We start from the raw sequence: 14,485 nt of genomic DNA, 5'->3' as shown, positions 1-14,485 counted from the left end.
CGAAGGGAGGAGGCCCCGCTACCTCTGAGGAACCATCCGCCGGACCAGCCGCCGAACGCTACCCGCCCCCCACCGGCCCCGCAAAGGAATTTCCGTCGCCGCCGACTGGGCGTCAACGGTCGCCCGGGCCCCGGTCGCGGGCCGGGCTCGCCGGCTGGGCGTCAGGGAGCGGGCTGCGGGCCTTCGGGGGCGGGCGGCGAGCCGGTGGAGGATCGGGTGAGGAGGGCCACGAGCTTCCTCAGCAGCTCCAGAGCGGGACCGTCCGTGTGGTGGAGTCGGCCGGCGGCTTGGGCGGTGGCGAGGACGACGAGCGCACGCTGGAGTTCGAATCGGGCGCTCTCCCTCCCGGTCCCCGCGCGCAACCGGACGACGGCGTAGTCCCTGACGACGGCGGCCAGGGCGTCGACCGCGTCGAACCTCTCGATGAGCAGCTGGTGCTGGAGGTCCAGGGCCTCCTCGGTCACGGCCAGGGCACGGTCGTGCAGGCCGGCCTCCGACAGGGCCCTGCCGTGGACGGCGAGGCCGGTGGCGAGCGGGCCCCGGTACGGGGCTCCGTGGTCGCGGTGGAGGGTCCGGTGGAGCGTGACGGCCTCCTCCGTGGCGTGCAGCGCCTCCTGGTGGCGGCCGAGTTTGCGCAGGTCGACGCTCAGGTTGAGGAGGGAGAGGGCGAGTACCCCGCCCTCGGCCTCGAGGTCGGCCTCGGCAAGGCGGCGTCGGACGGAGATCGCCTCCGTGTTGGCGGCGGCCGCCTCCTCGTCCCGGCCGGCCAGGTGCAGCAGATGGGCCAGTCGGCCGAAGGAGGCGGCCAGGTTGCCCTGGAAGGCCTGCGGGTTCTCCCCGGCGAGCCGGCGGTCGACGGCCAGGGCGTCGTAGGTCGCGGCCAAGGCCTCGGGGTGCCGTCCCAGCCGGATCAGGGCGTCGCAGAGGCTGCTCAGCGTCGCCGACAGATCGGATCCGTGGGCGCCGGGGTTGGCGGCCGCGAGTCGGCGGTGGATCCGTTCGGCGGCCCGGCCGGCGGTGACGGCCTCCTCGAAGCGGCCCGCCCGTTGCAGCCGACCGTTCAGATTGTGCAGTGCGTCGGCGAGCGAGGCCTCGTAAGCGGCGGGGTTGGCTTCGGCGAGCCGGGTGAGCAGGGCGACCGCCTCCTCACTCGCGGCCAGGCTCGCCGCCGCCGGTGCGGTGTGGGAGAGCCGCGCGCCGAGCAGGTTCAGGGCGTGGGCGAGGCGTGGTTCGAACTCCGCGGGGTTCACCCGGGCGAGGCCCCGGAACAGTCGGACGGCTTCCGCCGCCGCCGCGGCGGCCTCCTCGGCCCGACCCCACCTCCGCAGCAGGCCGCTGTGGTTGGCGACGGCTGCGGCGAGGTGGTGCGTGTAGGTGTCCGGATGCGCCGCCGCGAGTTCCCCGTACACCCGGACGACCTCGCCGGAGTCGGCCAGTGCGTCCCGGTGGCGGCCCGCGGTCGACAGCACGGCGCACCGGTGGCCCAGGGCTCCGATGAGCAGCGCGAGGTGGTGGTCGTCGGGTGTGTCGCCCGGCCCGGTGGCGGCGGCGGTGGCCTGGGCGCGCCGGCTGCGGACGGCTCGCTCGGCGGCCTCGATCGCCTCCGGCAGTCGGCCGAGCCGGGTGAGCAGGACGGACAGGTTCTGGAGGGCCCCGGCCGACTCGCCGACGTACTCACCGGCACCGGCACCGGCGGGGGCGGCGTCACCGGCCCCGCCGGCGGCCAGGCGCGCCCACAGCTCGACCGCTTCGCCGACGGCGGCCAGACCGTCCTCGGTGCGGCCGAGCCGGTCGAGTTGCATGCCCATGTTGCCCAGCACGAGGGCCAGTTGCCGGTGCGGATCGGTGTCGTCGGGCACCCGCTCTTCGGCCCCGGCGGTCCCGGCGGCGACCAGCGGGCGGAGCAGCCGTTCCGCATGGACCTGCTCGGCGACGGCCTCCTCGTGGCGTCCGGCCCGGGCCAGCCGGACAGCGAGATCGTGGTGCAGGCAGGCGCGGTCCAGCGGGTCGGTGGCCGACGACAGCCGGTGGGCCGTCAGACGTTCGGCGAGGACGGCGATCCCGGCGTCCAGCGCGAGGTGCCGTTGGGTTGGCAGCGTCGCCTCCACGGCGGAGAGGGTGTCGATGCCGACGGCGTCGATCTGCGCCAGGTTCGCCAGCGCGTTCCCGGTGAGCGTCAGGGCCAGGGCGGGCCGCTGTGCCAGCAGCGGATCGAGTTCGAGTGCGGCGACATGGCTCCAGCGCCGGGCGGTCTCGATGAGGGTCGTGAGCACGGCCCCGGCGTACGGCTGCGGCCGCGGCGCGGATGGTGGGTCGGGCTCGGGGCCCGGTCCGTCCTCCGACAGCAGGCGGATCGGCACCTGGTGGGACCAGTCGTCCGGTGCGTGGTCAGGGTGGTCGTGGCCCGGCGTCCGGAGGGCGATGAGGTCCTCGCCGAGCCGGTCGGGATAGAGCGGGGCGAGGACGAGCCCGGCGTCGGCGGCGAGGGGCGGGTAGGCGAACGCGTGGTCCGAGACGATCACGTCGGTCGCCGGGGTGGCGCCCGCCCCCGCGACACCCGCGCGTGCCAGGGCCTGTTCGGCGCCCGCGACCGGCAGGGCCCGGACCAGGGTGGCGGTGTGCACCGTTCGGGCCATCGTGCGGGGACCGGTCGTCACGGCACCGTGCTCGGCGAGCGAGACCCAGAAGTCGTGCTCGCGGTCGAGCAGGTAGGCGGAGAGGGCGACGGGGTCACCCGGCTGGTGCCTGCCGCCGGAGTGGACCGAGACGAGCGCTGCCATGTGCAGGTTGAGCACCAGGCGATAGGCGTCGTCGGTGAGGTCGACCGGGTCGTCCGACACGGCCGCGGGGGTGCCGAGGCCGCGGGCGAAGGCCCGGCAGGCGGCCCGGTAGACCTCCTGCCGTCCGGCCTCGGTGGTGGCGATGGGACCCAGGCGCACCGGTGGTGCCGTGCGCAGGCCGTCCGCCGCCAGCCGGCCGCCGAGCAGCGGCCACCAGGTGGCGGCGGGCCGTGACACGAGCAGGATCCGGGTGCGTTCGGGGCGGTGGAGCAGCCGGTTGCCGAGCAGGAGCAGCAGGTCGTCGAGCGGCCACCGCTCGGCGTAGTCGACGGTGAGGAGCAGCCGGCGGCCGGGGTCGCCGAGTGCCAGCACGTCCGGGAGACCGGGGTCGCTCAGGTGGCGGGCCTCCCAGCAGGTCCATCCCCGGGCGGCGGCCCGGGCCGCGAACTCGCCGGCGAGCCGCGTCTTGCCCTGGCCGCCGGGCGCGTGCAGGAGCAGGACGGAGACTCCCGGATCGTCCTCGTCCCGCCAGGCCTCCAGTGCCCGGAGTTCGTCGACGCGGCCGGTGAAGTCGACGGTCTGCTGTTCGGCGAGCAGCAGCCGGCTGGGGCGCCGGCCGGCGTCCTCGGGTGACAGCGGAGGGGCGGGTGTGGCGGCGGGGCCCACCCGGTACACCGGGACACCGTCCCGGACGTGGATGTCGCCGTGGGTGAGTACGTAGGCGGAGCCGCCGCGTTCGGCCGTGACGGTGGCGCCGCCGGTGAGGTGGGGTTCGGGGAACTCGCTGGTGTCCATGTGCCGCCTCCTGCGCCGCCACCCGGACCCGGGGCCTCCGGCCCGGCGGGTGCGGCCATCGTGGCAGCGACCGGCCGGGCGGGAAGCGAGAGTTACCGAAGTGGGACACACCCGTGCGCGATGCCGGACGTCGGCACCGGTGGGCCGGCGAATACCCGCCGGTCGGGCTGGGAAGGCTGCCCGGAGGGTTGCTCCGGCCGGGGGCGGCCGGGGGAGGGCGCCGCGGGCGGACGAGCCCTCGGGCCAGGCGAAGGAGCGTCATGTCGGATGCCGAGGACGTGTCCACCGGACGATTGCTCACCCTGGAGTACGAGCGGATCAAGGACGAGCAGCGCGCCCGGATCGGGTTTCGCGACAACCTGCTCTACGCGACGCTGGCCTCGATGGCCGGGGTCATCGCCGTGGCGGTGCAGGCGGGGCCGGGTCTCCTGCTGCTCCTGCCGCCGACGTCCCTGCTGCTCGGCTGGACGTACCTGGTGAACGACGAGAAGATCTCCGCCATCGGTCGCTATGTGCGCGGTGAACTGGCCCCTGCCCTGGGTGTGTTGGTCGGGGCCGGGGAGACGGCGGTGTTCGGATGGGAGACGGCCCACCGCAGCGACCCGCACCGGGTCTCGCGCAAGTGGTTGCAGCTGGGGGTCGACCTGCTCACCTTCTGCGGGGCGCCGCTCGCGGCGGTGGTCGTGTACTGGTCGGTGGCCGAGGTGCAGGTGGCGCTCGGGGTGCTGTCCGCGGTGGAACTGCTGGCGGTGGCCGTGCTCGCCTGGCAGATCGCGCTGTACGCGGACCTGCGCCGGGGCGGCGAGGTGCGGGGCGTGGGGACGCTGGAAGGAGCGGCCCCGCGGCGTCGGCGGCGGTCTGATCCGCTCAGTGCGGCCGGTGGCGGAAGAGGTGCAGCAGGCGGGCGGTGAGCTCGCTCGCGAGTCCGACGGGGTCCTCGGCCAGCACCTCGAAGCCGACGGACTCCGTCCCGGGGGTGAAGAGCGGTGTGTCGCGCATGGCCACCCGTGCGCTCCGGCGGGGAAGGTCGCCGACCTGGCCCTCCGAGACCATCAGCGTGCGCTCGACTCCGACGACGGGCACCACGCGCTGCGGGCGAGGCAGGTCGACCGTGGCGAGTGCTGTCAGCATCCGCTCGAACGTCACCCGCAGGTGGTCGGGGTCCACCACGGCGCCGAGCTGGTCGTGCGGTAGCGGGGCCCAGGCGCTGCGTCGGCCGGCCCGGTCGACGGCGATGCCGTACGGGCGCCGGTCCAGGGTCTCGACCAGGGCGGTCTCGGCGATGACCGAGGTGCGGACGGGCTGGTCGGGGAAGAGCCGGTCGGTGAGGGCGTGAACGAGGAGCTCGCCCGGCAGGTCCTCCAGCCTTCTGAATTCGACGGGTTCCGGAGCGGGGACCGGGAGGAGGTGGAGCTCGACGAGCTCCACCGAGGGTCCGGTGCGGCCCAGGATCTGCGCGAGACCGGGAGCCGTCAGCGCCACCGGTGCCGTGCGCCACCGGGGCTCCGGAGCGGGGCGGGAATCGTTGACGGTCATGGTGCCCTGCTGGACCGCGAACGCCGAGCCGCCGGACGCCGCGTGGACGTTCATGATCGGGCCCGCGGCCGGCGCGGCCGTCGGCTCGGCGGCCATCGGGCCCGAGGACGTCGGGCGGGGGCGGTCGGGGAAGACCAGCTCCGCGACGAGTGCCATCGCGAACGCCGCGGCGTGCGCCGCCGCGCGCTGCTGGGAGCCGTCGGCGTCGGCGAGTTGCTTGTCGCCGTCCGCGTGGTCGCTGATCCCCCGGATGGTGAGGGTCGGCAGCCCGCTGACGTGGCCTGCGTGCGCGGCGCCGGCGCTCTCCATCTCGATGGCGGCCGCGTCGTTGTAGTGGTGCCGCAGCTGCTGGGCCAGCGGCGAGGTCGTGGAGTTGAGCACCACGTCCCCGGCCGCCACCGGTTTGAAGAACACCTCGGGCACCCGGTTCGGGGCGGCCGGCAGGGCTTTCGCCCAGTTGTCCGACACGGCCACGTGGTTCGCCCGTTGGGCGAGCAGGTGTGAGGCGGTGAAGGTGTTGGGGCGGGCCGAGAACGTTCCGTCGGCCTCGATCTTGCCGCCCTGATAGGCGTGCACCTTGGTGGCGACGACGACGTCCCCGAGCCGTAGTTCGGGCTTGAGCGCGCCGGCGACGCCCACGAACAGCAGGGCCGCCGGGTCGAAGAGTTCCTGGGCATGTCCGGTGACCACGGCCGCCGCGAGGTTGCCCTCGCCGGCGAGGCCCAGCGCGACCTTGCACCGGCCACCCGGGACGGTGCCGACCTGGAAGATCGTGCCGGAGCGGTGGATGAACTCCTTGGTGTCCGTCAGGAGCCTGCCGACCGCCCGGAGTTCGAGGTTGAGTGCCGTCAGTACGACGACGGTCGGCACGTCCGAACTCTGCCCGCTCACCTGGTGCCCCGAATCTCCCGGCCGGATGTGACCGCACTGCCGGCGTGAAGTGGTGGCCGCCCGCTCCGGGGCGGCTGTGGTCTGGTGGTACTACGGTAGGCCATCCGGACCGGAATCCGGGGCACCGTCCGTGCGGCTCGATCCAAGCCGAACTCCTGTGTGAGGTGGTGCTGATGGGACCGGAGGAGCAGGGTGGGGCGAGGCCTCCCGGCGATACGGACCCGGCGGGTGGAAGCCGGATGGAGGTCACGGTGGAGCGCGGCGGTCGGGTCGTCGCCGTGGTGCACGGTTCGATGACGATCGAGGGCAGGACGCCGCCGTACCGGCTTCGTCCCTTCCCGCTCTCCGCGCCTCCGTGGCCGGCCGTGGCCGCCGCCTCCGGGGACGCGGTAACGGCAGTCCTCGCCGCATGGCGCGATGGTGTTGTGCGCCACGAACCGGCCGTCATGCTGCTGCATGGCGGCGCCCGGGAGACCCGGCGGTCGCTGGTGGACCGGTTCGCCCGGGACTCGGCGGCGGTGGGTTGGACCGTGGCCGTCGCGGAGCTCGGCCGGGACGGCGCGGCACCGTCGGTCCCACCCGGCCGGACCGGCTCCTTCCTGGTGACCGTGCCCGAGGACGAGGCCTGGTCGACCGACCTCAGGTGCCGTCTCCTGACGGACCCGGTCCTGCGGGCCCCGGAACGGCTGTGCGTTCTGCTCACGGCCGAGGACACCACCTGGTGGCCGGCCCTCCGGGGGCGTCTGCGGAAGGCCCGTCTGCCCGAGGCGGCCACGTACCGGATTCGGTGAGCCCGTCGGGCCCGGGCGGCGTCGGTCGGCCTCGCCCGGGGCACCGGGGGCCCCGGGGGTGCAGGTAGGTGCACCCCGGTCGGGTAGCTGGACGCAGTGGCCGGGGGGCCGGGAGTCGGGAGAGTCATTGCTGACAGGAGTACCTGAGCGAGTGATTCGGAGGCGGGCGGCATGTCGGGACGACAGGTGGGGTGGAAGGCGGAGGCGGGGGTGTTCCTGGCCGTGGCGTTCCTGGCGGCGGGTGGGCTGGGGGTGGTGCAGCCGGGGACGGGGATTCCGGCTGAGGTCGTCCAGCTGACGCAGTTCGGTCCGGCCCTCGGCGTGCTGGCGGTGGCGCTGCTGTGGCCGGGGCGGATCGGCGAGCGGCTGGCCGGTGCCTGGCAGGCCCGGGCGGACACCGCCTGGGCGGGCCCCGGCCGGCGGCTGCTGCTCACCGCGCCGCTGATCGTCGGGTCGGCCGTCGGCGGGTACGCGCTGCTGAGCGGCGACGCGCGGCTGACCGACCCGCGCTCCCTGGCGCACCCGTTCGGGCTGATCGCGGTGGCGCAACTGGTCGGCGCGTGCGGCGAGGAGATCGGCTGGCGGTGCTACCTGCAGCCGCTGCTGCGGACCCGGTTCGGGCCGCTCACCGCCTCGGTCGCGGTGGGCCTGCTCTGGGGGGCGTGGCACGTGCAGGTGTTCGCGCAGCGGCCGGCGTACGCGGCCGGGTTCCTGCTCGCGACGGTGGCGATGTCGGTGATCCTCGGGCTCGGGCTGGACGGCATGCGCTCCGGTCGGCTGCTGCTCGCGGGCGGCTTCCACACCCTGGTCAACCTGGGGCTGCTGCTGGCGATGGACGAGGAGGACGGCGCGGTGCCGCCGATGCTGCTGTTCGGCGGCGCGTGCCTGCTGGCGGCGGTGCCGTGGGTGTGGGGTGCCACCCGGTCGCGGGCCCGCCGGGACGCCCGGCCGGCGGTGTCGGTCGCGCCGGATAGGATCCCGGCGGTGCGGCACGGGGCGCGCTGAGGTGACGGAACGACGGGCGGGCATGGCGGCGGGGGCGGCGGCGGAGATGAAGACGACCAGGGTGGCGGCGGCCGCGCTGGCGCTCGGCCGCTGCCACCTGCTGTCGCTGGCCGCCGTCGCGGTGACGCTGGTCGGCTGGCTGGTGGTGGGTGTGCTGCTGCTGATCCCGCTCGGGGCCGGCCGGCGGCTGCTGCCCGGCGCGGCGGCGAGGCTGCGCCACTGGTCCGACCGGTACCGCGGCTGGGCCACCCGCTGGACGGGCACCCCGATCAGCCCGCCCGAGCCACTGCCGGCGGAAGGGGAAACGGCGGCGGCCGGCCGGATCGTCGGCGACGAGGGCTTCTGGCGCGACCTCAGGTGGGCGTGGCTGGAGCCGTGGGTGGGCAGCCTGCTGGTCACGGCGCCGCTCGTGTTCGCCGACTTCGGGCTGTTCGGTGTGCTGGTCCAGCCGTTCGTCTGGCGGCTGCTGGGCCCCGACAACTGGTACGCCTTCGTCCCGGTCGAGTCCACCGGCACGATGCTCGCCGCCGCCGCGCTCGGCCTGGCCTTCATCGCCGTCGGCCTGCGGCTGGCTGATCCGGTGCTGCGGCTGCACGCCAGGTGGAGCGACCGGACGCTCGCCGCGCCGCACAGCACCGAACTGGTGCGCCGGATCGAGCACCTGACGGACACCCGCGCCGAGGTGCTGGACACGCAGGCGGCCGAACTGCGCCGGATCGAACGGGACCTGCACGACGGGGCGCAGGCCCGGCTGGTCGCCCTGGGCATGACCCTGGACGAGGCGACCCGGCTGCTGGACACCGATCCGCCCACCGCCCGCGCCCTGCTGTTGGAGGTGCGGGCCACCTCGGCGCGGGCGCTCCAGGACCTGCGCGACCTGGTCCACGGCGTCCACCCGCCGATCCTCACCGACCGGGGCCTCGGCGACGCCGTCCGCTCGCTCGCCCTGGACTGCTTCCTCGACGTGCGGGTGACGGCCGAGCTGCCGGGGCGGTTCCCGGCGCCGGTGGAGGCCGCCGGCTACTTCGCGGTCGCCGAACTGCTCGCCAACGCGGCCAAGCACGCAGACGCCCGCGAGGTGACGATCCGGCTCACCCACGCCGACGGGATCCTGCGGGTGGCCGTCGAGGACGACGGCCGCGGCGGAGCGAGCCCGGACGGGGGCAGCGGGCTGCGCGGTGTGGTGCGCCGGCTGAGTACCGTCGACGGAACCCTCGTCCTGCACAGCCCGCCGGGCGGCCCGACCACAGCGACCCTGGAGATACCGTGCGCGTCGTCCTCGCCGAAGACCTCTTCCTGCTCCGGGACGGCCTGATCCGCACCCTGCGGGAGCACGGCTGCGAGGTGCTCGCCGCCGTGGACAACGGCCCGGAGCTGCTGCGCGCGCTCCGCGAGCGGGAGCCGGACGTCGCGGTGGTCGACATCCGGCTGCCGCCGACCTTCACCGACGAGGGACTCCAGGCCGCGCTGACGGCCCGCCGGGAGCGGCCCGGCCTGCCGGTGCTGATCCTCTCCCAGTACGTCGACCAGCTCTACGCGCAGGAGCTGCTGGCCGACGGGCAGGGCGCGGTCGGCTACCTGCTGAAGGACCGCGTCACCCACACCGCCCAGTTCGTGGACGCGGTGCGGACGGTGGCGGGCGGCGGCACGGTGATGGACCCGCAGGTCATCACCCGGCTGCTGGCCCGCAGCGACGCCCGGGGGAACACGGCCGCCCTGACGCCGCGCGAGCACGAGGTGCTGCGGCTGATGGCCGAGGGCCGCTCCAACGCGGCGATCATGACCGCCCTGCACGTCAGCGAGAGCGCCGTCGCCAAGCACACCGCGAGCATCTTCGGCAAGCTGCGGATCGAGGCGTCGGCCGACGACAACCGCCGGGTCCTGGCGGTGCTGGCCTACCTCAAGCGCTGATCCCGCCGCCCTCCCCGCCGTCCCCGCCCTCCCCGCCGTCCCGGCCGTCCGCCGCCGGGACCGGGCGGTACATGGTGGTGACGGCGCCGAAGCCGAGGAGGGTGCGCAGGTACGGGGTCGGCTCGGTGCGGGCGGCGCGGAAGCCGTGGCGTTCGTAGAGGGCCCGGGCGCGCGGGTTGACGTCGATGACGTCGAGCCGGACCCGGTGGCAGCCGTGTTCCGCCGCCACCGCCGCGACCTCGGTGAGCAGCAGGCCCCCGATGCCCAGGCCGCGCCGCCGGGCGTCCACGGCGATGCCGTCCATGACCAGCTCGCCCGGTTCCGGGGTGCGCTTGAAGAGCGCGAGGACGGCGAGCCGGGGCAGGCTGCGGAAGAGGCCGTACGCGGCGAGGACGTCGCCGAGGTCGCCGCCGGTCAGGCCGTGGCCGCCGAGCTGGTAGCCGGCCACGCCGACGATGTGGCCGCCGTGCACGGCGACGATGCCGCGGTCGTGGTTGAGGTGCTCGGCGATGAAGGACCGGCCGGCCTCGGGCGGGTTGAGGGCCGGGCCGAGCTTGCGGCCGAAGGCCTCCCAGTAGAGCGCCGCCACCTGCGGTTCGGCGCCGGCCGGGACGGCGCGGAGCAGCGTCGGCGCACAGTCGATTCCCATGACGGATCCCCTCTCGTCGAATCTCGTCGGGTTTGCGCTATCGAGCATATAACGTTCATGCTCGGTACGAGCGTTTCCATGGCGATAGTTCTGGAGGGGATTCCATGGGGCAGACCAGAGTCACGTCCACCGCCGGTCCGCAGCGACTGGCCGACGTCGACGCGCTGCGCGGCTTCGCGCTGTTCGGCATCCTGACCGTCAACATCACCTACCTGGCCTCGGCCTACCACGGCACCGGCGTCGAGGAGCCGGGCTTCGGCTCGCCGCTCGACACCGGCGTCCGGTTGCTGGTGGCGCTGCTCTTCGAGGCCAAGTTCTTCCTGCTGTTCTCGTTCCTCTTCGGCTACAGCTTCACCCTGCAGCTCGACTCCGCCGAACGGCGCGGCGCCCGCTTCACCCCGCGCTTCCTGCGGCGGCTGGCCGGCCTGTTCACGCTCGGGGTGTGCCACGCCGTGCTGCTGTTCCCCGGCGACATCCTCACCACCTACGCCGTCCTCGGCCTGATCCTGCTCGCCGTGCACCGGATCCGGCCGAGGACCGCGGTGCGGACGGCGGTGGTCCTGTTCGTCGTCACCTCCACCGCCTACCTGCTGCTCGCGCTCGCCCTGCGCGGCGCGGACGGCGGCGACCCGGCGGCCACCGCGGCCGACGCCCAGCGGGCCACCGAGGCGCTGCGCGGCGGGTTCGGCTCGGTGATCGGGGCACACCTCGACCAGCTGCCGAACGTGGTGTTCCTGCTGGTCTTCTTCCAGGCCCCGGCGGCACTGGCGGCGTTCCTGCTCGGGCTGGCGGCCGGCCGGCACCGGGCGATGACCGACCTGGGCCGGCACGACCGCACGCTGCGCCGGCTCCAGGCCTGGGGCTTCCCGCTCGGGCTGCTCGGTGCGGGCGTCTACACCTACTCGGCGGCCGAACACCCGGGCCTCGCCTACCAGGTGTTCGCGCTCGGGGTGGACGTGATCACCGCGCCGCTGCTGGCGGCCGCCTACGCGGCGACGGTGCTGCGGATCGCGCGGGGGCGGCACGGGCGGCGGCTGGTCGCGGTGCTGGCGCCGCCCGGGCGGATGACGCTGACCAACTACCTGACCCAGTCGCTGGTCTGCGTGCTGGTCTTCACCGGGGTCGGCGCCGGGCTGGTCGGGCGGGTCGCGCCGCCCGGGGTGGCGCTGATCGCGATCGCGTTGTTCGCGGTGCAGGCGGTGTGCTGCCGCTGGTGGCTGGCCCGCCACCCGTACGGGCCGGTGGAGTGGCTGCTGCGCGCGGTGACCACGCTGTCCCGGCCGCGCTGGCGCGCACCGGCCGCCGGGACGACGGGGCCGGCCGCCGCGGTGGACGCGGCGACCGGCGGGGCGTCCGAGGCCAAATCCCGGACGAAGACCCTCAGCTGAAGTCGAGCGATCCCGTGCGGGTGCGCTTGAGCTCGAAGAAGGCCGGGTTCCCGGCCAGCAGCCGGACGCCGTCGAAGACCCGGACGGCCTCCTCCCCGCGCGGGATCGCGTTGAGCACCGGCCCGAAGAACGCGGCGCCGTCGACATGGATCGTCGGGGTGCCGACCTCCTCGCCGACCGGGTCCATGCCCGCGTGGTGACTGCGCCGCAGCGCCTCGTCCCAGTCGGTGGTGTGCGCGGCTTCCGCGAGCTCCTCCGGCAGGCCGGCCTCGGCCAGCGCCTCCCGGAGGAGCTTGTCGTCGACCTCCCGGTCCTCGACGTGCAGCCGGGTGCCGAGCGCGGTGTAGAGGTCGCGCAGCACCTGGACGCCGTGCTGTTCGGCGGCGGCGACGCAGACCCGGACCGGGCCCCAGCCGGTGCTGAGGAGCCGCTGGTAGCGCTCGGGCAGGCCCTCGCGGCCCTCGTTGAGGACGAACAGGCTCATCACCCGGAAGGTCAGGTCGAGCTCGCGGTGCCGCTCGACCTCCAGGATCCAGCGGGAGGTGATCCAGGCGAACGGGCAGACGGGGTCGAAGTAGAAGTCCACGGTGTTGGTCACCCGGATGACGCTACGGACCGGGCGGACCGCCGGACAGGTCCGGTTCTCAGCCGTTTCCCTGGGCCACTTCCACCCCGCCCGCCCGCGACGCGCCCGGGCCGCGCCTGATGAGCGGATTCCTCCGAACGGGTGACGGCACGTCACGGCCGGTCGCCCGGCGGCCCGCTCGGGGCGGGCGGCCGGATACCGCCGTCCGGGTGAACGGGGAGGGCCCGCGCGCGGTGATCATGGGCGACTAAGCTGCCGCCCCGTCAGGCCCGCGCGAAGCCCTCGCGACGGGCGGTACGGGACGAGGGCGGGAGCCAAGGACATGATGGGACCGGCGCACGCGCTGTCGGGCGCGGCGGCGTGGTTGGGAGCGGGAGCGATCGCGGCGGGCATGGGGCAGCCGATGCCCTGGCCGGTGCTGGTGGCGGGCACGCTGATCTGCGCGGGTGCCGCGCTCGCACCCGACCTCGACCACAAGGCCGCGACGATATCCCGGGCGTTCGGCCCGGTCTCGCGGGTCCTCTGCGAGGTGATCGACAAGCTCTCGTACGCGGTGTACAAGGCGACCCGCAGCAAGCACGACCCGCGCCGCTCGGGCGGGCACCGCACGCTGACCCACACCTGGGTCTGGGCGGTGCTGTGCGGCGCCGGCGCCTCGGCCGTCACCGTGTACGGCGGACGCTGGGGCGTGCTGGGCGTGCTCTTCGTCCACATGGTGCTGGCGATCGAGGGGCTGCTGTGGCGGTACGCCCGGGTCTCCAGCGACGTCCTGGTCTGGCTGCTCGGCGCGGCCGGCGCCTGGCTGCTGGCCGCGGTGCTCGACAAGCCGGGCAACGGCTCGCTCTGGCTGTTCGACCAGCCGGGGCAGGAGTACCTGTGGATCGGCCTGCCGATCGCGCTCGGCGCGCTGGTGCACTGCCTGGGCGACGCGCTGACCGTCTCGGGCTGCCCGGTGCTGTGGCCGATCCCGATCGGCCGCAAGCGCTGGTACCCGCTGGGCCCGCCGAAGGGTATGCGGTTCCGGGCCGGCAGCTGGGTGGAGCTGAAGGTGCTGATGCCGGTGTTCATGGGCGCCGGCGGTCTGTGCGCGGTGGGCGCGCTCGGCTACTTCGGCTGAGCCCGGACGCACCCGAGCCCCGTCCGACGGAGGAGGTCCTCCGGTGGACGGGGCTCGCGCATGCCCGGGCTCAGTGCTGGTGCCCCGCGCCGCCGTGGTCGGCGGGGGTCGTCGGGGCGACGGCTCCCGAGACGGCCGCCGGGAGGGTGAACGCGGCGGTGTGCACGACGTCCTCGTGCTTGAAGTCCAGGAAGAGCCGGTACTCGCCGCTGCTGGGCGCGGTGGTGGTGAAGGTGATGCCCGGCCCGCCGGCCGTGGCGGCCCCCGCGGGCGGCACGTCGTCGGGGTGGACGTGCAGGTAGGCGAGGTCGCCGGCGCGCAGCGCGACCAGGTGCCCGGCCGCGCCGAGGTACGGCTGGAGGTCGGTGACGGGCCGGCCGTCGCGGTTGACGGTCAGCCTGAGCTGCCCGGCCCGGCCCGGGGTGAGCTCGCCGTCCAGGGTGACGGTGTAGCCGTCGACGGTGACGGTGCGGCCGGTCTGCGGGAGCGGGGCCGGACGCAGTTCGCCGGCGGCGTGCAGGTCGGCGCCCAGGGTGAGGCCCTCGGCGGCGCCGGCCGGGGTGAAGTCGGCGAACACCCGGTACTCCCCGGCGGCGGGCAGGTCGACGGTCGTGCTCCAGGTGCCGTCGGCGGCGCGGACGGGGTGCAGGTGCCGGAAGGTCGTGAGGTCGCGCGGGGCGACGATCAGGTGCAGCTCCTTCTCGTGCGCCGTCGCGTACGCGGTGACCGGCCGGCCGTCGGCGCCGAGGATCCGGAACCGCAACTCGGTGGAGGTGCCGGCGGTGGCGAAGGGGTTCTCCAGGCTGAGCGTGTAGCCGCGGTCGGCGATCTGGAGGCCGCCGGGCGGATGCTCGGCGCCGCCGGGTGCCGTCGTGGACGGCGCTGCCCCCGGGGTGTGCGCGCCGTGCGCCGCCGTGGCGGGGCGCGTCGCGGGCGCGCCGTCGCCGGTGAGCTGTCCGACGCCGTACGCGGCGCCGAAGACGGTGGTCACGCCGGTGACGAAGGCGGCGATCTTCAGGGCGGTGTTCACGGTGGG

12 protein-coding genes are annotated in these 14,485 nt (G+C 74.9%); 7 read left to right on the top strand and 5 right to left on the bottom strand.

Features of this window, described 5'->3' with window-relative positions; all coding sequences use genetic code 11:
- Nucleotides 1-161 precede the first annotated feature (161 nt).
- Complete coding sequence (locus AB0N76_RS24350) at nucleotides 162-3,575, bottom strand: tetratricopeptide repeat protein (RefSeq protein ID WP_363560242.1); 3,414 nt, start codon at nucleotides 3,573-3,575, stop codon at nucleotides 162-164.
- Nucleotides 3,576-3,835: 260 nt separating this feature from the next.
- On the opposite strand from AB0N76_RS24350, the gene AB0N76_RS24345 reads away from it, so the two are divergent.
- The gene (locus AB0N76_RS24345) at nucleotides 3,836-4,486 is read left to right on the top strand and encodes a hypothetical protein (RefSeq protein WP_363560240.1); all 651 of its coding nucleotides are present in this window, start codon (nucleotides 3,836-3,838) and stop codon (nucleotides 4,484-4,486) included.
- On the opposite strand, the gene AB0N76_RS24340 is transcribed toward AB0N76_RS24345, so the two are convergent.
- Nucleotides 4,443-5,981: a 5'-methylthioadenosine/S-adenosylhomocysteine nucleosidase gene (locus AB0N76_RS24340; RefSeq protein ID WP_363560238.1), complete on the bottom strand. Its 1,539-nt coding sequence runs from the start codon at nucleotides 5,979-5,981 to the stop codon at nucleotides 4,443-4,445. The two genes, AB0N76_RS24345 and AB0N76_RS24340, sit on opposite strands and share 44 nt — an antisense overlap.
- A 260-nt stretch (nucleotides 5,982-6,241) precedes the next feature.
- Here AB0N76_RS24340 and AB0N76_RS24335 point away from each other — a divergent pair, with 260 nt between their 5' ends.
- The 4 genes from AB0N76_RS24335 to AB0N76_RS24320 all read left to right on the top strand — a co-directional run bounded on the left by AB0N76_RS24335 (nucleotide 6,242) and on the right by AB0N76_RS24320 (nucleotide 9,709).
- A complete protein-coding gene (locus tag AB0N76_RS24335; protein ID WP_363560236.1) occupies nucleotides 6,242-6,793 on the top strand; it encodes a hypothetical protein in 552 nt (183 codons plus the stop codon).
- 171 nt (nucleotides 6,794-6,964) lie between these two features.
- Nucleotides 6,965-7,798 carry a type II CAAX endopeptidase family protein gene (locus AB0N76_RS24330; RefSeq protein WP_363560234.1) on the top strand — a complete coding sequence of 278 codons (834 nt, stop codon included), beginning with the start codon at nucleotides 6,965-6,967 and terminating at the stop codon, nucleotides 7,796-7,798.
- Nucleotide 7,799: 1 nt separating this feature from the next.
- Entirely contained in the window at nucleotides 7,800-9,113 is a 1,314-nt protein-coding gene (locus AB0N76_RS24325) for a histidine kinase (RefSeq protein ID WP_363560232.1), read from the top strand.
- Nucleotides 9,065-9,709, top strand: a complete 645-nt coding sequence (locus AB0N76_RS24320) for a response regulator transcription factor (protein WP_363560230.1) — start codon at nucleotides 9,065-9,067, stop codon at nucleotides 9,707-9,709. The genes AB0N76_RS24325 and AB0N76_RS24320 overlap by 49 nt, the downstream gene beginning before the upstream one ends.
- On the opposite strand, the gene AB0N76_RS24315 is transcribed toward AB0N76_RS24320, so the two are convergent.
- Complete coding sequence (locus AB0N76_RS24315) at nucleotides 9,699-10,358, bottom strand: GNAT family N-acetyltransferase (protein WP_363560228.1); 660 nt, start codon at nucleotides 10,356-10,358, stop codon at nucleotides 9,699-9,701. The genes AB0N76_RS24320 and AB0N76_RS24315 overlap by 11 nt on opposite strands.
- A 104-nt stretch (nucleotides 10,359-10,462) precedes the next feature.
- Here AB0N76_RS24315 and AB0N76_RS24310 point away from each other — a divergent pair, with 104 nt between their 5' ends.
- Entirely contained in the window at nucleotides 10,463-11,746 is a 1,284-nt protein-coding gene (locus AB0N76_RS24310; RefSeq protein WP_363560226.1) for a DUF418 domain-containing protein, read from the top strand.
- On the opposite strand, the gene AB0N76_RS24305 is transcribed toward AB0N76_RS24310, so the two are convergent.
- The gene (locus AB0N76_RS24305) at nucleotides 11,739-12,344 is read right to left on the bottom strand and encodes a DsbA family protein (protein WP_363560224.1); all 606 of its coding nucleotides are present in this window, start codon (nucleotides 12,342-12,344) and stop codon (nucleotides 11,739-11,741) included. The two genes, AB0N76_RS24310 and AB0N76_RS24305, sit on opposite strands and share 8 nt — an antisense overlap.
- 310 nt (nucleotides 12,345-12,654) lie before the next feature.
- Here AB0N76_RS24305 and AB0N76_RS24300 point away from each other — a divergent pair, with 310 nt between their 5' ends.
- Nucleotides 12,655-13,449 carry a metal-dependent hydrolase gene (locus tag AB0N76_RS24300; RefSeq protein ID WP_363560222.1) on the top strand — a complete coding sequence of 265 codons (795 nt, stop codon included), beginning with the start codon at nucleotides 12,655-12,657 and terminating at the stop codon, nucleotides 13,447-13,449.
- A gap of 70 nt (nucleotides 13,450-13,519) precedes the next feature.
- On the opposite strand, the gene AB0N76_RS24295 is transcribed toward AB0N76_RS24300, so the two are convergent.
- Nucleotides 13,520-14,479, bottom strand: coding sequence for a hypothetical protein (locus AB0N76_RS24295; RefSeq protein ID WP_363560220.1), 960 nt, complete (start codon nucleotides 14,477-14,479; stop codon nucleotides 13,520-13,522).
- Nucleotides 14,480-14,485 lie beyond the last annotated feature (6 nt).

The organism is Kitasatospora sp. NPDC093806 (genome assembly GCF_040683335.1).
Lineage (GTDB): Bacteria > Actinomycetota > Actinomycetes > Streptomycetales > Streptomycetaceae > Kitasatospora.
This window is presented reverse-complemented; position numbering and strand designations above follow the sequence as displayed.